This window comes from Aeromicrobium sp., assembly GCF_047606445.1.
Taxonomy (GTDB): Bacteria; Actinomycetota; Actinomycetes; order Propionibacteriales; family Nocardioidaceae; genus Aeromicrobium.
Genome location: NZ_JASGEK010000035.1, coordinates 16084 through 37262 on the forward strand (window position 1 = coordinate 16084; position 21179 = coordinate 37262).

At 71.8% G+C, this 21179-nt stretch carries 19 protein-coding genes; 7 read left to right on the top strand and 12 right to left on the bottom strand.

The features are described from left to right. Positions 1-42: 42 nt before the first annotated feature. The 9 genes from QM621_RS08155 to QM621_RS08195 all read right to left on the bottom strand — a co-directional run bounded on the left by QM621_RS08155 (position 43) and on the right by QM621_RS08195 (position 14657). Complete coding sequence (locus QM621_RS08155) at positions 43-5541, bottom strand: helicase (RefSeq protein ID WP_414989880.1); 5499 nt, start codon at positions 5539-5541, stop codon at positions 43-45. Positions 5542-5573: 32 nt separating this feature from the next. After that, the gene (locus QM621_RS08160) at positions 5574-6275 is read right to left on the bottom strand and encodes a hypothetical protein (RefSeq protein ID WP_414989881.1); all 702 of its coding nucleotides are present in this window, start codon (positions 6273-6275) and stop codon (positions 5574-5576) included. A gap of 277 nt (positions 6276-6552) precedes the next feature. After that, entirely contained in the window at positions 6553-7149 is a 597-nt protein-coding gene (locus QM621_RS08165; protein WP_414989882.1) for a hypothetical protein, read from the bottom strand. Between the two features lie 101 nt (positions 7150-7250). Continuing rightward, positions 7251-8501 (bottom strand): hypothetical protein, encoded by a 1251-nt coding sequence (locus QM621_RS08170; protein ID WP_414989883.1) that lies wholly within the window; start codon positions 8499-8501, stop codon positions 7251-7253. 21 nt (positions 8502-8522) lie between these two features. Further along, entirely contained in the window at positions 8523-9371 is an 849-nt protein-coding gene (locus tag QM621_RS08175; RefSeq protein WP_414989884.1) for a hypothetical protein, read from the bottom strand. Positions 9372-9521: 150 nt separating this feature from the next. Beyond that, positions 9522-10949 carry a hypothetical protein gene (locus QM621_RS08180; RefSeq protein ID WP_414989885.1) on the bottom strand — a complete coding sequence of 476 codons (1428 nt, stop codon included), beginning with the start codon at positions 10947-10949 and terminating at the stop codon, positions 9522-9524. Positions 10950-11138: 189 nt separating this feature from the next. Further along, complete coding sequence (locus tag QM621_RS08185) at positions 11139-11930, bottom strand: hypothetical protein (RefSeq protein WP_414989886.1); 792 nt, start codon at positions 11928-11930, stop codon at positions 11139-11141. Positions 11931-11959: 29 nt separating this feature from the next. Further along, positions 11960-13219 (bottom strand): hypothetical protein, encoded by a 1260-nt coding sequence (locus QM621_RS08190; protein WP_414989887.1) that lies wholly within the window; start codon positions 13217-13219, stop codon positions 11960-11962. Then, positions 13209-14657, bottom strand: coding sequence for a hypothetical protein (locus QM621_RS08195; protein ID WP_414989888.1), 1449 nt, complete (start codon positions 14655-14657; stop codon positions 13209-13211). The genes QM621_RS08190 and QM621_RS08195 overlap by 11 nt, the downstream gene beginning before the upstream one ends. 280 nt (positions 14658-14937) lie before the next feature. On the opposite strand from QM621_RS08195, the gene QM621_RS08200 reads away from it, so the two are divergent. From QM621_RS08200 to QM621_RS08210, 3 genes are all read left to right on the top strand, one after another. Then, on the top strand, positions 14938-15207 hold the full coding sequence (locus tag QM621_RS08200; protein ID WP_414989889.1) for a hypothetical protein: 270 nt from the start codon (positions 14938-14940) through the stop codon (positions 15205-15207). A gap of 155 nt (positions 15208-15362) precedes the next feature. After that, a complete protein-coding gene (locus tag QM621_RS08205; RefSeq protein WP_414989890.1) occupies positions 15363-15608 on the top strand; it encodes a hypothetical protein in 246 nt (81 codons plus the stop codon). Between the two features lie 5 nt (positions 15609-15613). Continuing rightward, positions 15614-15901, top strand: a complete 288-nt coding sequence (locus tag QM621_RS08210; protein ID WP_414989891.1) for a hypothetical protein — start codon at positions 15614-15616, stop codon at positions 15899-15901. Positions 15902-15997: 96 nt separating this feature from the next. Here the strand turns inward: QM621_RS08210 and QM621_RS08215 are convergent, their stop codons facing one another. From QM621_RS08215 to QM621_RS08225, 3 genes are all read right to left on the bottom strand, one after another. Further along, complete coding sequence (locus tag QM621_RS08215; protein WP_414989892.1) at positions 15998-17848, bottom strand: hypothetical protein; 1851 nt, start codon at positions 17846-17848, stop codon at positions 15998-16000. A 118-nt stretch (positions 17849-17966) separates the two neighbouring features. Beyond that, positions 17967-18839: a hypothetical protein gene (locus QM621_RS08220; protein WP_414989893.1), complete on the bottom strand. Its 873-nt coding sequence runs from the start codon at positions 18837-18839 to the stop codon at positions 17967-17969. A 55-nt stretch (positions 18840-18894) separates the two neighbouring features. Then, positions 18895-19104, bottom strand: a complete 210-nt coding sequence (locus QM621_RS08225) for an excisionase family DNA-binding protein (protein WP_414989894.1) — start codon at positions 19102-19104, stop codon at positions 18895-18897. Positions 19105-19243: 139 nt separating this feature from the next. On the opposite strand from QM621_RS08225, the gene QM621_RS08230 reads away from it, so the two are divergent. From QM621_RS08230 to QM621_RS08245, 4 genes are read left to right on the top strand one after another with little or no spacing between them, the layout of a single operon-like run. Beyond that, complete coding sequence (locus tag QM621_RS08230; RefSeq protein ID WP_414989898.1) at positions 19244-19564, top strand: helix-turn-helix domain-containing protein; 321 nt, start codon at positions 19244-19246, stop codon at positions 19562-19564. Beyond that, on the top strand, positions 19554-19685 hold the full coding sequence (locus QM621_RS08235) for a hypothetical protein (protein WP_414989895.1): 132 nt from the start codon (positions 19554-19556) through the stop codon (positions 19683-19685). The genes QM621_RS08230 and QM621_RS08235 overlap by 11 nt, the downstream gene beginning before the upstream one ends. Before the next feature lie 11 nt (positions 19686-19696). Beyond that, on the top strand, positions 19697-20509 hold the full coding sequence (locus QM621_RS08240; protein ID WP_414989896.1) for a tyrosine-type recombinase/integrase: 813 nt from the start codon (positions 19697-19699) through the stop codon (positions 20507-20509). A gap of 49 nt (positions 20510-20558) precedes the next feature. Further along, complete coding sequence (locus QM621_RS08245) at positions 20559-20945, top strand: hypothetical protein (RefSeq protein ID WP_414989897.1); 387 nt, start codon at positions 20559-20561, stop codon at positions 20943-20945. Positions 20946-21179: the final 234 nt, after the last annotated feature.

Below are 21179 nucleotides of genomic sequence, written 5' to 3' on the forward strand. Positions count from 1 at the left end.
CCCGCCCACCGTCCATGTGCACCGACCGGGCACACAAACCGGTCAGCGAGTCGGCGACGGGGGAGCGGCGGGCAGACTCCGGCCGTCGAACACGCCGACCGCGAGGACACCAGGGGCATGCGACGCCGGGGTCTCCCACCGGTCCACGACGCGCCCCCGGCCAGAAGCGGCCACCCTGACCGTGTCCGAGTGCGGCAGCACCCTCGCCGAGCCGCCGACGTCGGCCGTCGCGTGGTCGTGGAGGTCGCCGGTCGACCGTCCTCGGAAGACCGCCGTACTGTGCCCGTGGAGCACCAGGTGGGCCGTCCCGTCAGCTCCTCCTTGAGCATGACCGCTCAGACGCGCCCGGGCGCCGTCACGAGCGACCACGCGACCCTCGTCCGCGACGTCGGCCCTCGCCCGATCCTTCAACACGAGTTGGCAACGCTCCCGTCCCGTCACACGCACGTTCCCGCCCACGACGACATGGCTCGACCCGACCACCTCCACCTCGACGTTCGCCGGCGCGTCGTTGATCGTCAGCCCGCCGCCCTCGGGAAGGTCCAACTCCAGCACGAACCGGACAGAGGCGTCCTCACGCGCGGTATCGAACGCCTCGACGAGTTGCGTGCTGTCCCGGATCTTCCGTCGCGTCCCGACCACCAGCGAGGCGACCGGCTCCGGAGTCGTGATCTCTCCAGGGCCCGACGGGCTGGCCGAGGCGAGCGACTCCTGCCGGGCTTGCCCCATGCGTCGCTCGACGTCGGCGAGCCGGTCGACCGCGGCCGCCAACTCGTCCGCGTGCTTGAACGGGGCGCCGACCATGCCCGCCGCCCGCTCGGCGCCCTGTTCGGCCTCGGCGAGCCGTCGCCGGGTCTGGTCGAGCCGGGCCGAGATCCCGGCGACCCGGTTCTCCAACCTCGTCACCACCCCGTGACCCGAGCCCAGGAACGCCTGCTGGGTCATCTGGAAGCCCGAACCCGGCACCTCGGCGAGGCGAAGCTCGATCGCCGTCATGCCGTTGGCCGCGACGTACGCGGCCTCGACGTCGAATCCGGACACGGAGCCGATCACGCCGAGCGAGCGACGCCCCCCGGCCATTGCCGAACGGTGGCGGCTGTTGACCACCGCGTCACGCAGACCATCGGCCGCCAGGGAACGTTCACGGACCGTCCGGCCGCCCACCCTCATCGTGAACCGGTCGCCGGTCAGATCGACCACCCGCGCCGCGGCGGCCTCGAGCTGCTCGATCCGCCTCGACAGCACCGACTGCGACGCCAACGCCGAGTCCCGTGTGTGGACGAGACGCGCCTGGTCGGCGTCGTGGGCGCGGCTCAACCGTCGTAGGCGGGTCGCCTCCGCGGTCGCCGCCGCGTGCTCCAGCAGCAGCGGATTGCCCGACGACAACGCTTTGGCCTCGGCCGCCGACAAGGCTCCGTCGTCGAGCTCGTTGATCTCCCGGGCGTCCAGACGCGAACGCATCACCTGACCGATGAACTTCGCCTTCCGCTCGACGGTCTGCCACATGTACGCGTCGAAGCTCTGCTCGGTCACGAACCGGACGATCTCGACCTCCGGATTCTGGTTCCCCTGACGCATGATGCGGCCCTCACGCTGTGCGATGTCGCTGGGCCGCCACGGACAGTCCAAGTGGTACAGGCCGACGGCGCGTCGCTGCACGTTCGTGCCGACGCCCATCTTCTGCGTCGACCCGATCAGCACCGACACATGACCCGACCGGGCGGCCGCGAACAGGCGCGCCTTGTCGTCGTCGGTCTTCGCCTCGCCGATGAACCGGATCTTCTCGGCCGGCATGCCCCGGTCGACGAGCTGCGCCTTCAACTCCTCGTAGACGTTCCACCGGCCGGGGTTCGGCATACCGAGGTCGGAGAACACGATCTGCAAACCGCCCGGCGTCGGCTCGGGCTCCCCGGTGTCCGGGTCGGTGTAGACGTTGTCGCGCGTGCGCTGCCACGTCGCATGGATGCGGTCGGCGGCGACGTCGACCTTCGTGGGCCCCGACGGGCTCGTCCCGGGCGTCAGCGCGTCGACCATGCGCGGGTCCATCGCGACCTTGCGGCCGTCGGTGGTGATGACGAGCATGTTGTCCTCGCCTTTGCCCGCACGGCGGCTGTTCGAGACCTTCTCGGCACGCTCGACCAGGGACGCGATGTAGTCGCGTTGCTCGACCGTGGGGGAGACCACCACGGTCTCGGGCGCCCGGCGGCCGTCGGGTCGTCGGACGAGCTCCGGCGTCGGAAGGTTCAGATCCTCGGCGGTCTTCACATCGGCGAACGTCGACCACATGCGCAGCATCTCGGGGACGTTCTGGAAACTGGCGAACCGCGTCTTGATTTTGAAATCAGCGCCCGTCGGGGTCACCTCCATCTCGGTGACCGTCCGCCCGAAGGTCGCCGCCCACTGGTCGAAATGGGCGATGCCGGCCGACTCCAGCAGATCGGGGCGCAGGAGCCGCTGCATCACGAACGCCTCGGAGACCGAGTTCGGCAAGGGGGTCGCCGTCGCGCCGGTCGCGACCCGCTCCAACCCCTGACCGCGCAGATAGTCGAGCTTCATCAGCAGGTCCGTCGCCACCGCCGAGCCCTTCGGCCGGCTCATCCCGTCGATCGCCGAGTCGATGGCGATCGACTTATGAGTGTGGAGCTCGTCAACGACGACATAGTCGATACCGGTGTCCTCGAAAGACAGACCCGCGTCCTTGTCGCCGGTCTCCAGACCTCTCCTGGCGTTCTCCTCGGCCCCCGCGAGCCGATTCTCGATGTTCTTGACGCTCATGCCCTTCTCGCCAGCGCCGGAGGCCGCCAGATAGGCGCGTTTGGCGTCCACCTCACGCTGAACATGCGCCGCGCGGGTCTCCGCGCGCAAACCGACCTTCTTGAACGACCCGTGCGTCATCAGCACCGCGTCCCAGTCGTGCGCGGCCGCCCGGGCCACGAACATGCGACGATCGTCACCGGACAGGTCGGCCGACCCCGCAGCCAACAACCGGGCACGCGGGTACAGCTGCAACCACTCACGAGTGAACTGCTCCAGCATGTGGTTCGGCACCACCACGACCGGCTTGGACACCATGCCCAGGCGGCGCAACTCCATCGTGCCCATGACCATCTCGGCGGTCTTCCCCGCGCCCACCTCATGGAAAAGACCGGCTGCGGGCTCGGCGATCATCCGCGCCACCGCCGACCGCTGATGCGGGCGCGGCTCGAAACTCTCAGCCAAACCCGGCAGGCTCAGATGCTCGCCGGCGGCACTGTAGTCGCGCAACACGATCGAGTTGAACCGACGGTTGTACTCGTCGACCAGACGAGAGGCCCGTTCCGGGTCCTCCCACACCCACGAACTGAACCGTTCGGCCATCGCCGCGGCTTTCTCGTGCGCCGCCGTCGTGGCGTCGACGTCGACGACCTTCCCGCCGTCCCGGCCGGTGTCGGACACGACGATCTGGCCGACCTGGTTCTGCATGACCGCCTGCGCGATCCGGTAGGCGTCGACCCGGTCGGTGCCCCACACGCTGGTCGCCTCCATCGAGGACGTCTTCCAACCCCCGACCTGCCATCGTCCCGGCTCCGGCGACGCCACCCTCACCCCCGGATCGGCCAAAACCTCCTTCAAGAACTCCTCGTGAGTGCCCTCACCGAGCCATGCCGCCCCCATGCCGACCTCGATCTCGGCCACCCCGAGCGGCTCCGGCAACACCTCCGACAGCGCCGCCACGTTCGCCGCGAACACAGGATCGGTCTCAGCGGCCTCTCGCGCCCGTTCGAGCTTGACCCGCACATCGCCGGACAGGTACTCCGGAGCCGGCGTCAGACGCCCCGACGCCGGATCGTCGAACACCAGGCCGTCCAAACCGCGGCGCGCCGTCTGCTCGTCGACGCCGAGCAGGCTCGCCACCAGCTCCAGGTCGACGCCACCGGTGCGGTCCATCGACACCGCCAACGCCTCAGCAGGCGTGTCGACCCCCAGCACCTCCAACCGAGGCGCCAACTGACGTTCGTTCAACAGTCGCGCGGGCCGCGCCGCCTGAGTCTGTTCGTCGTACAACTCCAGCGCCTGCACGACCGGACCGAATGGGTCTTTACGGAACAACCGCACAGCAGGAGGGATCACCTTCGCGTGCTTGTCCTCACCGGTCTCCGGATCAGTCCGGCCGGTGCGGCGCAGCGTGAACCGGTTCACCGGACCGTAGGCCGCCACATACTCCTCATAGGCGGTCCGCAGCAACGCGCGAGCCCCGCCGAGCTCGCCGGTGTCGTCACGACTCGACGACTCCAACTCCAGCAAACGGGTCGCCTGATCGCGCAACCCCATCAACATGCGCACCTCGTCGGCGTGCTTCTTCGCGACGTTGACCGGCTCGACCGTCCCGTCGACGCCGACCCGCCCGAAACCATCGGACGTCTCCACGACCGTCCCCGACCAGGCCGCCTCCGCCGGCGGACGCGCCGACCCCGACGCTTCCGGCGACGGAGCCTCGGCCGGACGGGCCGACACGGTCAGACCCGACTCGCGCGCGGACGCCACGATCGACGCCAACGCCTCCCGCAGCCGCGTCGGCGTCCGACCGACGTCGGCGACCACCTCCAGCACGTCCGAGCCGTACCGGCCGCTGCGCAGCCGCGCCTCGCCGAGCACGTGCTCGCGATGAGCCGTGAAGTACGAGCCGACCTGCGTGGGGCGTCCGTCGACCTCGATCTCGGCCACCTGAGTCCAGGACGTGTCGACGGGCTCACGGCCCGGCTCGCGGCGCCGCAAAACCAACAGGTCGGTGACCACGTCGGCGCCCGCCGTGCGCCGGTGCGCCCCCGACGGCAACCGCACCGCGCCGACCAGATCCGCCAGCTCGGCCATCTCCCGCCGTGCCGCGGGGTTCTGGGCGTCCATCGTGTACCGCGACGTCAACACCGCCACCATGCCGCCCGGCCGGGTCAGCCGCAGGCTCTTGACGATGAAGTGGTTGTGCAGGGAATGCCCGTTCGGGTTGTGCACCGGGTCGTGCAGCCTCGTCTGAGCGAACGGCACGTTCCCGACCGCCGCGTCGAACGAGCCCTCCGGCACACGCGTCTCGGCGAACGACTCCGCCCGCACCCGGGCGTGCGGATACAACGCCCGGCTGATCCGCGCCGTCATCGGGTCGAGCTCGACCCCCGTCACCTCCACGCCGTCCGGCGCCAGGCCGATGAACGTGCCCAGACCCGACCCCGGCTCCAGCACAGTCCCGCCGGTGAAACCGAGATCGACCAGGGTGTCCCACATCGCCCGCGCGTAGTCCGGATCGGTGTAGTGGGCGTTCAACGTCGTCCGCCGCGCCGCCGCCCACTCGCCCTCGTCCAGCAGGCCGCGCAACCGCGCCCGCTCCGCCGACCATGAGGCCTTCGCCTCGTCGAACACCTCAGGGATCGCGCCCCACGACGACCAGCGGGCCAACACCTCCCGCTCGGTCGGCGTCGCGGCCCGTCCCTCGGCCTCCACCCGGCCGACGGTCTCGATCGCGGCGACGTTCGCCGCGAAGCGGGCCTTCGCGCCCGACGGGACACCCACCGTGCCCGGGACGAAACGCGAAGACCCTTCCGCTACCGGTCGGCGAACATCTTCCGTTCGAGTATCAGCCGCTCGGCCGGGTCGTCGATCTCGTTCAGGCGGCGCTCCCACTCGATCTCTCGACGAACCGCCTCCAACAGCATCGGGTCGTCCGGGCTCGGCAACAGCTCGGCTTGCCGCGGCCCGTGGATCACCAGATCGCGCAACAGACTCTCCGGGAGCCTCAAAATCGAGCACCAACGGGTCTCGGTGATCAGGTTGGCCATCAGATACGGGTCGAGCACCGCCTCCAACTCCTCGACCGCCGGATCGGCGTCCAACTCCTCCCGACTCCTCACGCCCGCGTCCTCGCGAGCTTCGACGACCAGCGCCCACAGATCGAAGTGCTTCCGCGTCGCCCAGTCCTCCAAAGAGCGCCGCAGGCTCGCCGCCGCCTCCGCCGTCTCCTCGGCCTCCGGGTCGACCGGCGGCGGGCTCGGCAGCGGAACCTCCGCCAACGCCGTCTCGCGGGCCGTCCACTGCGCCTGCCGGCCCCGTGCCACCCTCGCCATGAAGTCCTCCGGGTCGCACGGCATGAACGTCGGATCGGAGTCGAGCTGGTCGTACAGGGACACCATCTGCTCCCCCGCCGTCTCGGCCAGACCCCTGAAGAACCCCTCCGGGTCCTCCAACGCCTCGACCGCCTCCGGACTGATCGCCTCCCACATCCGGCGTATCTGCGTCGCGTCGATCATGACTCGCCTCTCCTGGATCGTTCGGACGGGACACCGCCCCGGCGGCCGCCGACTCCGGCAGCCCCCACAAATCGAACTGCAGCTGACCGTCGGGACGAGCACGCCCCGGCGGTCGCACCATAGAGCCCCGCGCCGACACGATCCCCGCCCGAAGGTCCACGGACGCCTCCCCGCCCCGCGCAGCTCACCGTCGGGGCAGGAAGCGCGAGAACAGGAGCCCGCCCAACCACATGTGCACCCGCCGGGCACACAAACCGGTCAGCGAGGCCGCCGCCCGTCACCAGGGCTCCCGCAGCAGCGTCGTGTCCACGCCGGGACCCGTCCGAGGCTCCCACGTGTCCGACACCTCCAGACCCGTCGCGTCGAACAACGGCGTCCCGTCGGCCTCGGACAGCTCGCCCAACAGGCCACGCATGTACCGGACCGCCGCGTCCCGCTCCTCCACGGTGTACCCGGTCGGCGGCGACAAGTCCGGCGCGCCGTCGATCCCGCCGATCGCGCGCAACCCCTCCAGCACGTCGCCGATCCTGATGAAGGCGGTGTTGAGATGGGCCGAGGCGTCGTCGCTGCCGTAGGCGGTGACGTCGGCACACGGGTCGACCAGCTGCGGCATCAACACCTCCAACGGCTGCGTCAGCTCGCCCATCAGCACAGGCGGCGTGGCCGGGTTCGCGAGCCCCGTCAACAACTGCATCGACCACAACGCCATCGAGGCGTCGTGCTGCAACTGCGACAGCAGCCAGCCCAGCCGCGACCGCTCGAACGGGTCCAGGAACGACGACTGCCGCCTCGCCTCCCACGACAGACGGCTGCACTCCTTGCACACCTCCCACGCCAGATCCCGGAACTCCGGATCGTCCACCTTCGTCACCATCACACGCGCCCTTCGCTCGACAGCTGGTCCATGACATACAGCCAACCGCATTCCGACCCCTCGTGGGAGAAAAATTTCAAACTGTGGAAAACCCGCCACAACTAGCGCGACGGCGGCCGGTAGTCGACCTTCGGACCAGTGGCCGCGCCCGTCAGACCGGGCGTCGTCACCGAGCCCAGCCCCGCCGACGCCCGCACCGACAGATGCGCCAGACGAGGCGTCACCGAGACCGCGTCGGCGACCTTCGTGCCGCGTGGGATCGGCGCCATGCGCCCGTGCGCGACCGCATGAGGATCGACCACCGCCGCCAGAGCCGATTCCTCAGGGGAACGCAGATACGCGTTCAACGCGGCCGCGTGCACCGTCAACTCCCGACTCAGACGCAGATCCTCGAGCATCGCCGCCGTCCCCATCGCGGCCGCCGCATGACGTGTCGCCACCCGCAACCCCGCAGGCGTCGCCGGCAGATCCGTCAACTGCCGGGCCGCGCCCGCCAAACGAGCCGCCACGGGTTCGAGCCCAGGCGGCCGAACAGGCCCCACCGCCCCCAGCTTCTCCATCATCGCCGCCAGCCGCTCCCACCCGAGACTCGCGGGGACCGTCCCCCGCCGCACCGACGCGACCGTCGCCGCGTCGACCAGCCCGCCCTCATGCGCCCGGTCGACGTGCTCGACCAGCGCGGCCGCCGCGTCCCGCTCGGTCGCGGCGACCGCCCACACCGTCGACGCGGTCGGCTGCCGCGCCAACGCCAGCCTGGCCTGTGTCGTCCACTCCGCCGAGGCGTCAGCCAGCGCCCGCACCGGCGCGGGCGCCGGCCCGTCGCCGCGATGCGGCTCCACCGAGACCTCCATCGCCGCGAACCGCGCCGACACGTACCGCCACAGCATCTCCGCGTCCCGCGCCGCGTCACCGACCTCGGGATTCAACGAACGCCCCACACCGATCTGGTCCGCGCGGTCCCGCGCGGCGGCCGCCACATGGTGCGAACCGAGCCGCAGCGTCCCGGCGACCACCCGGGACGCCTGCAAGGCGTCAGCCGCCGACAGCCCGCCGCCGGCCAGAGACGCTTTGTCCAGCTCCGCCGCCGCCGCCGTCGTCGCGGAGTCCGACCGGCCAGGACGCAGCCACCCCTGCTCCAGCCCGGCCCGCTCGAGGGCCTCCGACGCGGACGCCACCTGCGCGATCGAACGGCCCTCGTCGGGCAGGCCCAGCCGGACCCGAGCCCGTCCGGCGGCCGCCGCCAACGCGGGCCACGACCGCAACAGCGAACGCGGGTCGGACTCACGTCGGTTCCACGACCGCGTCACCGCACGATGAGCCGCCCACGCGTGCCCCAACACCTCCGACGCCATCACGAGCCTCCCGCGGACCGGTCACAACGACCGCGACGGACCAGACACGGCAGGCGGCAACAGATGCGGCTCCGGCGCCAGCCGAGGCGTCGCAGGACCGGGCAGATGCCGCTGACGACGGGGATCGTCGAACACCGACGGCTTGGACGCGGCCACCACGTCCCCGTGGTCGTCGACCATCGCCACCCGATACTCCGCCGAACTGGCATCGAGCCGGCGGGTCACCGGCGAACCGGCCGCGACCACCTCCCACTCGTCGCCCTCACGAACCTGCACGGCCATCCGCAGCGACCCGCGACGCGTCAACGAGTCCTCCACCTCGCTCCGGCTCCGGCCCTCGACTCCGGCCGCCCAGCGTTCCCACCTCGCCAGGGTCGTGACCGACGCGGACGCCGCCTCCACCTCGGCCGCCGTCTCGAACGGGCCGGCCATCGCCGCGTCCCGCCACACCGGCAACCGGTCCACGCCGTGCCGGGCGGCCAGACGCGCGCTGACCTCCGGAAGCGTGCCCGTGATCCTCTCGCCCGCACGCGTCTCGTAGCTGAACACCTCGGCCGCCTCGACATGCCGATGGCGGTCGATCTCCGCGCGCACCGAGGGGGCGTCCGAGATCTCCGACAGATCCGGGATCGACACGACCGCCTCGGGCGTCTCGCGGCCGGGGATCCGCACCAGGGCGTCCCCGTCGCGCACGAACGAACCACCCGAGTACTCCAGCAGCCGACGGTCGAGCTCGCGATACAGCAGATCGTCGAGCGCCGCGACGTCGTAATGCCACACCGGGTCCTCCGGCCGCGTCGCCAGACTCCGCAGCGTCCGCCACCAGTCCTGCTCGCCCAACCGCATATAGACCTCGCGGGCCTCCTCCATGACAGCTCCTCGCACCCCTGCGGCGGCCCGCCCGACGCGGCCCGCCCTCGTCTGCCATGTGCACGCCGCGGGCACACGAAACAGCGGCCCGCGCACCACGGCGCCCGCACGGCGCCTGCACGACGCCGGCGGCGACGAGCGCGCGCCCGGTCACGGCGGAGGCTTCGGCCCCGACCCCGCCTGCGACTTCGCCGGACTGCCGCCGCCGGTCGACCCGGTCGACCCGGTCGAGCCGGTGGAGCCGCCGCCCGGACTGCCGCCCCCGGTCGAGCCCGACGGCCCGGTGGAGCCGCCGCCCGGACTGCCGGTGCCGCCCGGACTGCCGCCGCCGGTCGAGGCGGTGGTGGCGGGCGGCGGCGTTCCGCCCTGCTGCGTTCCGCCCTGCCCGACGGGTGGCGCGGACCCCGCGCCCCGCCCGGCCCTCATCACCGTGGTCAAGATGTTCGCCGGACTCATCAGATTCGCCACCTGCGACGTCGGCTTCGTCACCGGCGACCCCGAATCCCGGTGCAGTCCGGACACCGCCTCCTCGCCGAGGAAGTCGAAGAACTTGAACGCCGCCCACGGCACGAAACCGGCCAGGATCAGCATGAGGATCATCGACATCATCGTCGCCAGCCGTTGGGGGAACGACGCCTGGACGCCGCCGGGCGTCGTGACCGCGGCGATCCCCGCCAAGCCGACGCTGAACACGACGAACACGCCCAGCTTGGAGAACAGCAACGCGGTCGTCGCCGACGCCCACTTGCGCCACCACGACTTCGCCGGGTCCCACACCATGCCCGCGATCGCCACCGGCGCGATCACCACGAAGATGATCAGCATGCTGTCGCGCAGCAGCAGCGCGAACCACACGATCACCGTCGACACGATCACCAGGACGCCGACGACGATCGCCAGGATCGCGCCCGCGGGCGCGCACAGCTCCGTCGGGATCAGAGTCGACAGCGTCGGGTCCAGACTGATCTGCTCGGCCAGCGCGTCGTTGTCCAACAGCGGCTCGAACACGTCGACGAACCGCTGCCGGATCACGGCGAGGTCGCCGACCGCCAGCGACAGCATGTTGTCGCTCAACACGTCGACCAGGTTCGACAGCGCCGCGACCACAGGCAAGGACGCGCCCGTGCCGATCACCGCCGCCAACGCACGCGCCGCGATCGCGACCATCCTCGTCGGGGACTTGAACTTCACCAGGTCGACGAGCACCTGCAACGAGATGAACGCGCCGGTGATCACCACGCCGAGCGCGAACATGCGGCCCGCCTGGTCGTAGATGTACGACGCGTCCAGGACCGGCCCGGTCGCCCCGACCGTGAACTCCAGCATCATCGACACCATGCCCAACGCGACCGCCGAGACGCCCTCGGCGAACGCGCCCAGGACCGCCGCCGTCAGCTGCGCCCCCACGCCGCCCATCGCGGTGACCACCGTGTCGCCGACCGTGTCGGCCACACCCGTCGTCAGATCCTCCGCCGACGGCATCGCCGAGATGATCGGGTCGATCACACGGGACGCGACCTCGTCGGCGATCTCGCCCACCGACGGGATATCCGGGACGATGGACTCGGACGGGCGCACCGGCGCCGTCCTCATCGGGCGCGCCCCCGGTCCGGGCGGCCGTCGGCGGCGTCGGGCGGCTGGTCCATGGCGGTTCCTCACTCCTGGCGGGCCGCCGCCTCGCGCGGCAGGCCCCTCGCCTGCCATATGCACCCGCCGGGCACACAAAACGCCCCGCCCGGACGGGCGGGGCGCCTCGCGGGGCGGGGGTCAGGACTGCTCGGCGTATTCTATCCAAGCGTGGAACTTGGAGGTTTCCTCCTCGATCGAGGCTTCGTGCCCGACGTACCCCAACGTGCACCGGCCTTCGGAGCACCACACGCCGACGAGCAGGTTCCGCTCCTCGCTGTCCTCGACCGGCGCGCCGGTCTCCGTGACGCCGACGACCGTCTCGGTCCCAGTCACGAGATACATCGTCATGTCCTCCCAGACGGTGTAGGGCCGGAGCCAGTCGTTCGCCTCCATCGCCCGCTCGTAGAGGTCCCACTCGTCGACCTCGTCGACCACGAACGAGCCCGACTCGCCGAAGAACTCCGACGCCGCCTCGCCGCCGAGGAACTCCGCGCGGAACTTCTTCGAGTCCTCGTCCTGCAGGCTCGACAGCACCATGTTCAACGGCGAGGCCTCCTTGCCCGCCGCCTCCTGGATGTCGAGCGACTCGGTCGCGAACTGCCGGTTCATGGGTTCGACCGCTTGGAGGTGGCCGGCGATCTTCGCGGTGTCCCACTCGGGGTCGGCGAGGTCGGCGGTCAGCGCCCACTCGGCGACCCCGCACGCGTACACCTCGGGGTCGTCGGTCAACGGGATGCCGTACGGGTCCAACGGGGTCTCAGCGGGCAGACACCCCGACCCCTCCGCCAGCTCGACGGACCCGCTCGCGGACCCGCCGCCGTCCCGGCCGTCGGCGCCGCCTCCGGCCATCGAGATCAGCGTGACGCCCGAGGCGACCATCAGCACGAGCATGAACGCCCCGGCGATCACGAGTTGCTTGTTCCGGTTCATCGCAGATTTCCCCTCATCGTCGGCACGGCTCAGCGCCCGACCGTATCGTCTTGCGGTGACAGGTCGTCCCACGTCGACTCGTCGTCGTCCCACGTCGACTCGTCGTCGTCCTCGCGGCGTCGTCGGCCGAGGACCAGCCAGCCCAGCGCGGCGACGTGCGCGGCCGCCGCGAGCCCGACGGCCGGCCACCAAGCCGACGGGAACCGGTCGTCGTCGACGCGTCGGCCGTCGCCGCCGTCGGCGAGCTCGACCTCCACCACGTCACGGTCCCCGCCCGACGCGTCCGGCGTCCGGCCGAGCTGGTCGACCAGACCCCCGCCGTCGTCGGCCAGGTCCGAGCCGAACAGCCACCCGAGGGCGCCGACGCCCGACTGCCCGCTCTGATCGGCAAGCCGGTCCAGCACCTGGAAGCTCGGCGGGTCGGCGACCACCGCCTCGTCGCCGTCGGGACTCGACCCGTCGTCGGAGTCCGACCCGTCGCCCGCGCCGTCGCCGGACCCTCCCGGATCGACCGGGTCGACACCGGACCCTCCCGGGTCGACCGGGTCGACCGGGTCGACCGGCGTGTCGGCGACGACGGTCACCTGCCCCAACGGCAGCACCCGCACCGTGATCGGCAGCCCCGACAGCCGCACCTCCACGGTCAACTCGTACACGCCCGCCGACGCGAACGACACGTCGGCGGCGACCAGGCCGCCGTCGACGGCCAACGCCTGCTCGCCGACCAGCGCGCCGGCCGAGTCGCGCACCACCAGCACCGGCGTCAGCAGGTCCTCGACCAGGCCCGTCCCGACGACGGCGACGCTCTCGCCGACCCCCACCACGCCGCCGACCGGCTCGAACTCCAGCGAGACCCCCGAGTCGTCGACGACGTCCACCCGGACGGGTTCGGCCGACCCGACGTCCGGAGCGGACGCGGAGACGACGTACGTGGTCGTCGCGGTCACCTCGAACAGCTGCGTCCACTCGCCCGCGCCGTCCTCGTCGACGACGACCTGCGTGAAGTAGGCCGGCTGGCCGCTGTCGGCGTCCTCGGGGATCGCCACGACGCTCACCGTCGCCCCGGCCGGCCACTGCGACAGCATGGCCGTGACCGGCGTCGACGCCGCCTGCAGGGGGACGGCCGTCAACCGTCCCCGACCGGTCTGGTCCTCGACGACCTCGGCGGTCGTCGGCGCGGCCGCGACCGCGACCGGGGCGACCGCGACGCCCACCACCGCGACCGTGCCCGCCAGCGTCGCCGCCGAGAGCGCCCGCAGGCGCCGCCTGCCCGACATGTCACTTCTCATCTTCCGTTCCTTCTCTCGTTCCGTCGAAATCCTCGAACCGCCACGCGGTCAACGAGCCCTGCGACCTGGTCACCAGCAACCCGTCGACCAGCCCGACCGCCCCGGACGACGCCTCCACGGGGACGCCCTGGGCCGTGACGGCCACGCCGGCGCCGTCGGCGTCGGCCAGCACCAGTCCCGGCCGGACCCCCAGCACCAGCCCCGCGGACTCCAACCGGGCCGTCGGCCGGCCGTCGGGGGCCAGGACCAGGTCGCCGAACACCGCGACCGACCGGTCGCCGGCCCGTCGCCACACGCCCTCGGCGGCCGTCCGGCCGCCGACCTCCGCCAGCCACTCGGCCTCGCCGTCCTCGACCGCGTGTCCGGCGAGCCACGCCCGACCGGACGACCCGCCGGCCCACGCCACCATCACGGCCGGCCCGGTGACCGCGACCACCCTCGGCCGGGCATGGTCCTCCGCGGCCGCCGAGGGGGCCGACAACGTCACAGGCTCGCCGCCGACCACCAGGCGCGCGGGCGGCTCGAACGCCATCAGCTCGCCGTCGGGCGTCAACGCCACCGGCGTCGTCCCGGCGGGCACCGCCACGTCGACGAGCCGCCCGTCGACGAGCGTGAACGCCTCCAGGCCCGCGACGACCAGCAGGCCGCCGGCGTCCGTCGACACCGCCGCGCCCGCGGGCAGGCCGACCGAGCCCGCCCACGCCTCGGGCGTCCCCGGCGACCACCACAACAGCCGACCTCCCGCCTGCGCGACGAGGACGTGCTCGCCGTCGACGCGGGCCTCGGCCACCAGCTCCGGCGTCCCCGGCAACGCCAACGCCGCCGACGCCGTCCCGTCGGAGGCGACGACCCGCCACCGGCCGTCGCCGGTGACCACCACGCCCGCCGACGTCGCCACGACCGTCGCGGCCGGATCGACCGCCGCCTGCCACGCCTCCTCGCCCAGCCCGGCTCGCTGCCCGACGTCGACCAGCGCCGGCGACAGCAGCTCCGCACCGGAACCGGGCTCAGGGGCGTCGCGCGCCAACAGCGACCACGCCGCCGGCACGCCGGCCACGAGCACCACCAGCGCGGCCGCGACGGCCGCGACGGCCGTTCCCGCGCGGCGCTTGCGACGACGGCCAGGAGGAAGCACCCGCGTCACACCACGACGGACACGCTCCGCGGTCGCGACGGCGGCCGGGGCCGCCGCCGCGAGTTCGGCGGCCGCCGCCACCGCAGGCGTCGCCGGGAGCGGCGGAGCGGCGGAGTCCTCCGAGGAGGGAGCCACGAACTCGTCGACGAACACCTGCCGGCCCGCACGGGTCTCGACCCGCAGCCACGCGTGCGCCCTCAGGCCCGCCGCGACACGCTCCACAGCGGTCGGATAGTCCAACTCCTCGCCGGGCCACGGATCGCCCGTGACGACCACCGACTCCCCGTCGACAGCCACGCTCAAGCGCCACACCTCCACCGGCCGGACCCCTCACCCCGCGGCACGCCGCCGGACGCGGCCTGCCTCTCACGCCCATGTGCACACCGCGGGCACACAAAACGCCCGCCCGAAGAAGCTCCCGACGCCCGGACCCTGTCCGCCTGTGGGCGACGAGGACCCCGCGAAGCGGTGCAAGGGTCCTGTCGTCCACAGGCGGACAGGCGCCGACGGTCCGCGACCGCGCGCGGACGAAGGCGTGCACATGGGGACGAGAGACAACCGCCCACGCGAGAGAGACGAACCCATGAGAACCCCGCGCTGCACCGTCGACGACTGCGGACGACCGGCCAAAGGCGCCGGCCTGTGCTACGAGCACTACCGCGAGCAGACGAGGACGGCGGCGCAGCGGATCGCCGCCGCACTGCCGCCCCGCCCCCGCCGCCGGGCCTGCGCCGCCACCGGCTGCGACGAGCGGGCAGAACAGCACTACGACGAGCGGGCCGGCCGCTGGCACGGCCGCTGGTGCCGACGGCACGAGCAGTACCGCGAGGTCACCGGCTACGACCCCGTATGACCTGACCGTGAGAGTGCCATAAAGACACCGGCGAAGGTGGCACCTGTGATCGTAACGCCGCTCCGCGCCGTGGCCGTGGCCGTGGCCGTGATCGCGGTCGGGTCGAGGGCCAGGTTTCGTTTGACATTACCGACGTTCCGTCATACGGTGAAGGCATGAGGACGCAGTTCACGCGCAGCAGCCGCAAACACAAGATCGGCCGCGCCCGCGCGTTCCACGTCATCACCAACAACGACCCCACGATCACCGTCAACGACCAGGGCGAGGAAGTCCACGAGTGGACCGGACTCGACGACCGAGGCATCGAACTGGAGATCGCCGGGTTCGTCGTGGACGACGGCGAAACCCTCCTCGTCGTCCACGTCATGCCCACCCGCTACCGCGGAAACGAAAAGGAGTGAACGCGATGACCACCTACACCGACGCCGGAGACATCGACCTGGACGAGGTCGTCGTCACCGGCAAAGACGGCCAACGGATCACCGAGGCCGACGCCGACGCGGCCGCCGCCGAGTTCGAGAAAGCACGCGGCGGCCGACCCTCCCTCACAGGCGCGGCCGGGAGCACGCCCGCCCTCGCCGTCCGCGTCGACCCCGAGGTCCGCGACCTGCTCCTCGCGCGCGCCGAACGCGAGGGCAAGACCCTCTCGGCCGTCGCGCGCGAGGCGCTGGAGGCGTACGCGCGCACGGCGTGAGCCGGAAGACCTCGCGCCTGCTCTGAAGATGCGAGAGCAGGCACGGGCGGGTCGCAGCGGCGCGCAAGCTGCTCGAGAGCTGGGACACGACGCAGGTCAGGCCGCGGCGAGCACACGCGCCAGGACGTGGTCAGGACGCCCGTCGGAACCGCGCGGATACCGGGCCTCCGCCGTCGCCAGCCGGCCCTCCAAGTCCAACTGCCCGAAACCAGGACGCCTGGAGGCGGCCCGCGCATGCCGGGGCGCACGCAACCAGGACACCTCGCTCGTCCACCACGCCCACTGCGCCCTCTCGGCCGCGTACGCCGCCCGTCGCGCCGCGACCACCTCCGCAGGACCGCCCGGACCGGAGGCCAGACGGTCGAGCTCGTCCCAGTTCGGCAACCGCGTCTGCTCCTCGTACGCCCGAGCCCGCAGGTTCCCGACGGCGAAACCAGCACCGGCCGAGCTGAACCACGGATGCGCGTACACCTCCACGCGCCGGCCCAGGACCTGCAGCCAGTAGTCGCGATCGACCCACGCGACCTCCAGCGCCTCGGCCCCCACCACGGGGGAGAGCCCGGAACCCCCGGGGGGCGTCACAGACTTGTGACCCCTCTCGATGTCAGAGGATGTGGAAAACTTTCCGGGGGGCGGTCGGAGCTCCCACGTGTGCCCGTGCACGCCGTCGGCCTCGACCGACAACCTGATCCACCCCTCGACGGCGAGCGCCCGCAACGCCAACCTCGCCGACTCGCGACCGACTCCGACCGTCAGCGCCAACCGGCGGACGTCGGCCTCCACGCCAGTGCGGACCGCCTGCAACGCGAACCGGCACAAGGCGTCCAGCACGCGCCGCTGCGCCGCCCCCCGACCCCGCGTCCAACGCCCGGCGGCCGCGTCCGCGCGGGACTGGACGTCCTCGACCGCCGCCACCACCTCGACCAGGCGGCCGTCGAGGACGTCCGAACCGCCGCCAGACACCGGCGCGGTCGACGCCGCGAGGTCGACCGCCCGCGCCCACGCGGCCTCCAACACGCGCGCCGACTCGCCGGGCGATCGCCGCTCACGCCGTCCGGCCCCCGCACGGCGGGTCCGCGCATGCTCAAGGCCCGGACAACCGCCCAACTCGGCGCGGACCTCGGCCAACGACCAGCGCGCCCGCGCCGCCCCGGCCAGAACGCCCGCCAACGTCCGCGACGCGTCGTCGCCGACGCCGCGCGACGCCGCGGCCGAACCCGGAGGCAGAGCCCGCCTGGCGCCAGGAAGCCTCGGGAAGCCACGCTCGTCGACGACCACGGGACCCCGACCCGGCGAGGCGGCGCGGCCGGCCGAGACGTCGACGGCGGCCGCCCGCGACACCTCGCCCCGCAACACATCGACCGCCGCCGCGACCGCCGCCGGCGCCGACGCCTCCGACAGCCACCCCTCGACGTCCCCGCCGACCACCACGGACCGGCCGCCGCCACGATGCGGGGCGCCAGGCGGACGCACACAACCCGTCGCCGGATTCATCAACGGCGACGGGTCCAGGCTCGGACACGCCAACGCCGCCGCACGCGCCCACTTGCGCGCCACCTCAGGCGAGACCGGCTCGCTCAGACGCACCCACACATGCCGCCGCGCCGACCCCGCGCCCGACGACGCGCACACCAGCGGCCGCGCCCCCGCCGACCGCAACAGGCCGGCGACCCGCTCCGCCTCGCCAGCGGGATCGCCGTCGGCGGCCTCGTCGAAATCGAACACGACCAGGACGAACCCGCCGTCGCCGCCGGCCAGATGCACAGCCCACGGCACCAGCGGCGGCGGACCCGCGACCGGCACGGTCGACGGGTACAAGTTCAGCGGAACGCCGGCGCCGTCGACGGCCGCGACACGCGCCACCGGACGCGGCGAGACCGCCCGAGTCAACGCCCACGCCGACGCCAGTTGCGCCGGCGACCCTTCTACGTCACAATAGAAGTCCATTGTGTTGGTGGGCCGCAGTTGATTCTCTCGATCAGGGCTGCGGCCCACTTTTTTCACCACCTCTCGCCCGCCATATGCACGCCACGGGCACACAAAACGCGCCCCACGGCGTTCGCCGTCACGACGCGGCCGCCGACGCCGCTTCCGAGGCCGGCCACACGAAGTCCGCGGCGACCATCTCCAGGTCGCGCAGCACGTTCACGTGAGCCAACGCCGTGAACGGCATCGGACGCCCCTCGCGCGCCGCCTCCACCAACACGCCCACCAGGGACGACTCCGCGCCCTGCCTGCGAGTCCCCAACAGCAGATTCAGCAGACCCGTGACCGCCGTCGGACTGAACCGCTCCGCCAGACGCTCGTCCGCCCGCGCCGCCCGATGGATACGGTCACGCGACCGCAACGTCGAGACGACCGCCACCACCTGCCACACGCCGAACTCCGCGACCCCGCGAGGCACCCCCACGCCCGCCAACGCGTCCACCACCTCGGCGAGCACCTCCCGCACCAGCTCGACGTCCCGCCCGAGCGGCGACGCTTCGACGAGAGACGAACCCGAACGCCGCTCCAGCTCCCGCTCCAACACCCGGTCGTCCAACAACAGAAGCGAGGAAGTGGCCCGACGGCCCGGGTTCGCCGCCACCCCCGGACCGCACTGCCACACAGTCGCGGTCATCTCCCGCCTGGCGACCCTCCGCAGAAACGCCTCGACGTACGCCCAAGGACGACCAACAGACCCCAGCAACGCCTCAGGCGGATCCGCGAGGAACACCCAACCCTCCGACGTCAACACGCCCGCGAGCTGAGCCGACCTCCCCGCAGCCGCAGGCCACGACTCGCACGCAACCCGCGCCACATGCCGACTCCGACGATCCAACTCGGCCAACACCACACGGCCCTCAGCGCTCGACCACACCGCATCGCCCGACTCCCCGGACGACACCCGCTCCAGCACCAGCCGCAGCGCCGCCTCCGCCTCGTACGACCCGCTCACCGGCCATCACCTGACCAGCTGCTCGATCCGCTGACTGAGGACCTCGACCCCGCCGTCACCGCTCGGCCTCGTCCGGCTGCTTGTGAGCAGCCTGGTCGGCGCGTACCCGCTCGACCTCGGTGACGTGAATCAGGAACGGGGCGGTCGTTCCGGCGCTGAGTTTTTCGGCCGAGATCGACCCGGCGTGGATGCGACGGATCACGGCGCGTCGGCTGATCCCCAGAGCCTTCGCCGCCTCGGCGACAGTCAACACATCGGTAATCATGCGACTAAGTTATGTCATGACATAGTAATGACGCAAGTCGTTCATGGTGGTAGTTGCGGAAAATCCCGTGGTGACATAACTTGGAACCATGACATCGCATGCCGTGGAGTATGAAGGCGTTCGGATCCCTGAGTGGACGATGGGGGATCGGCTGCGGAAGGCGCGGCAAATGACGGGGCTGACGACACGGGCCTTCGCGGAGAGGATCGGCGTTTCGCAAGCGACTGTGACGAACGCCGAGAACGACAACAACAAGGTCCGTCGGATCACGCTTAACGCGTGGTCGCTGGCTACGGGTGTGCCGGTGGAGTGGCTGGAAACGGGAAACGCCCCCTCCGCCGAGGCGGAAGGGGCGAGCGGAGCGGACGACGGGACTCGAACCCGCAACATCCTGCTTGGGAGTCCGGGCTCGTCGCCGACCTCGCCGCATACCGGGCGGAGCGCGCGTCATGAGCCGTGACATTCACATCTGTGACGCCTGCCGGGACGGCGACCACGCCCTGCACCTCGACTTCGAGGGCGAGCCATGGCTGTGCGCGAAGCGCGGGTGTCTGCGCCCGCCTCCCGAGACCGGGATCTAGGGTGACGCGCCGTGAGTCTGACGAAAGAGTGGGCCGACGCGATCGGCTCGTACGTGGAGTACATGCAGGCGGGCGGCGCGAAGCGGGGGTCGATGGACACCCGGCGTCAGCACCTGTACCGGATCGCTCGGGGGCTCGGGGGGAGCCCGTGGGCTGTGGAGACTACCGATCTCGTGAGGTGGTTCGCTGCCCAGTCGTGGGCGACGGAGACGCGACGCGGCTACCGGAACAGTCTCAAGTCGTTCTACAAGTGGGCGCTGCTCGCGGGCCATGCGGCGAGTGATCCGGTGGAGGCCCTGCCAGCGGTGAAGGCGGCGAAGCCCCACCCTCGGCCGGTGACCGACGAGGCGTACCGGCACGCGCTGGCGCGGGCCGACGAGCGGGTGCGGCTCATGGTGCGGTTGGCGGGCGAGCTGGGTCTCAGGCGCGCCGAGGTCGCCACGGTCCACTCACGCAACATGGTCGAGGACTTGGAGGGCTGGTCGCTGATCGTCACGGGCAAGGGCGACAAGACGCGCGTGCTGCCGCTGCCGAGCGGCCTCGCCAGCGAGCTGCGCGCCCTGCCGAAGGGGTGGGCGTTCCCCGGCGAGGACGGCGGGCACCTGTCGCCGCGCTGGGTGGGGACGCTCGTCGGCCGTGTCCTGCCCGACGGCTGGACCATGCACAAGCTACGGCATCGCTTCGCGACGAAAGCCTACGAAGTGGACCGGGACGTGTTCACCGTGCAGGACCTCCTCGGGCACGCCTCACCGGCGACGACGCGCGTGTACGTGGCGATGCCTCGGGACAGCCTGCGCCGCACGGTCGAAGCGGTCGGACGATGACCGTCAAGCGTGGGAAGATCATCGAGCACATGGAGAAGGAGGAGCGGCGATGAACGTCAAGGCTGTCGCCCAGCGTGAGGGCAAGTGGTGGGCCATCGAGATTCCCGACGTCAACGACGGCGGCGTCTTCACCCAGGCCCGCACCTACTCCGAGGTCGAGGCCATGGCGGCCGACGCCGTGGCGACCGTCTACGACATCGACCCGGCCGAGGTCGAGGTGCGGGTCGAGCTGTTGGTGCCGCCGGAGGTCCGCGCCCACATGGACGAGGCCGCCCGGCTGCGCGAGCAGGCCGCCGACGCGAACCGGCGTTCGGCCGAGGAGGCCCGCGTGGCGGCCCGTGAACTCCGCGCCCGAGGCCTCAGCCTCCGCGACATCGGCGCGGTGCTCGGCGTGTCGTTCCAGCGTGCCGGACAGCTCGTCAAGGACGCCGCCTGAGCGTCCGGTCACACGGTGACGAGGAGCCAGAGGGCGGCGGCGAGGAGGCCGAGTCCGGCGACGGCGGACAGCAGGACGACGAGGAGCGCGAACAGCAGCAGCTCGCCGAGTCCGCGCCAGCTCACGTGCCGCCCCCGTCGTCTGTGTGGCGGCGGGCGAGGCCGAGGACGGGGCCGAGGAGCCCGATCAGGGCGAGGCCGTACTGCTGGTTGACGACGCCGACGCCGACGAGGG

Excerpts from the sequence above, each read along its gene's own strand:
- QM621_RS08160 (WP_414989881.1), bottom strand. The coding sequence starts at position 6,275 with ATGATCGACGCGACGCAGATACGCCGGATGTGGGAGGCGATCAGTCCG.
- QM621_RS08165 (WP_414989882.1), bottom strand. The coding sequence starts at position 7,149 with ATGGTGACGAAGGTGGACGATCCGGAGTTCCGGGATCTGGCGTGGGAG.
- QM621_RS08170 (WP_414989883.1), bottom strand. The coding sequence starts at position 8,501 with ATGGCGTCGGAGGTGTTGGGGCACGCGTGGGCGGCTCATCGTGCGGTG.
- QM621_RS08175 (WP_414989884.1), bottom strand. The coding sequence starts at position 9,371 with ATGGAGGAGGCCCGCGAGGTCTATATGCGGTTGGGCGAGCAGGACTGG.
- QM621_RS08185 (WP_414989886.1), bottom strand. The coding sequence starts at position 11,930 with ATGAACCGGAACAAGCAACTCGTGATCGCCGGGGCGTTCATGCTCGTG.
- QM621_RS08190 (WP_414989887.1), bottom strand. The coding sequence starts at position 13,219 with ATGAGAAGTGACATGTCGGGCAGGCGGCGCCTGCGGGCGCTCTCGGCG.
- QM621_RS08200 (WP_414989889.1), top strand. The coding sequence starts at position 14,938 with ATGAGAACCCCGCGCTGCACCGTCGACGACTGCGGACGACCGGCCAAA.
- QM621_RS08205 (WP_414989890.1), top strand. The coding sequence starts at position 15,363 with ATGAGGACGCAGTTCACGCGCAGCAGCCGCAAACACAAGATCGGCCGC.
- QM621_RS08210 (WP_414989891.1), top strand. The coding sequence starts at position 15,614 with ATGACCACCTACACCGACGCCGGAGACATCGACCTGGACGAGGTCGTC.
- QM621_RS08215 (WP_414989892.1), bottom strand. The coding sequence starts at position 17,848 with ATGGACTTCTATTGTGACGTAGAAGGGTCGCCGGCGCAACTGGCGTCG.
- QM621_RS08225 (WP_414989894.1), bottom strand. The coding sequence starts at position 19,104 with ATGATTACCGATGTGTTGACTGTCGCCGAGGCGGCGAAGGCTCTGGGG.
- QM621_RS08230 (WP_414989898.1), top strand. The coding sequence starts at position 19,244 with ATGGGGGATCGGCTGCGGAAGGCGCGGCAAATGACGGGGCTGACGACA.
- QM621_RS08235 (WP_414989895.1), top strand. The coding sequence starts at position 19,554 with ATGAGCCGTGACATTCACATCTGTGACGCCTGCCGGGACGGCGACCAC.
- QM621_RS08245 (WP_414989897.1), top strand. The coding sequence starts at position 20,559 with ATGAACGTCAAGGCTGTCGCCCAGCGTGAGGGCAAGTGGTGGGCCATC.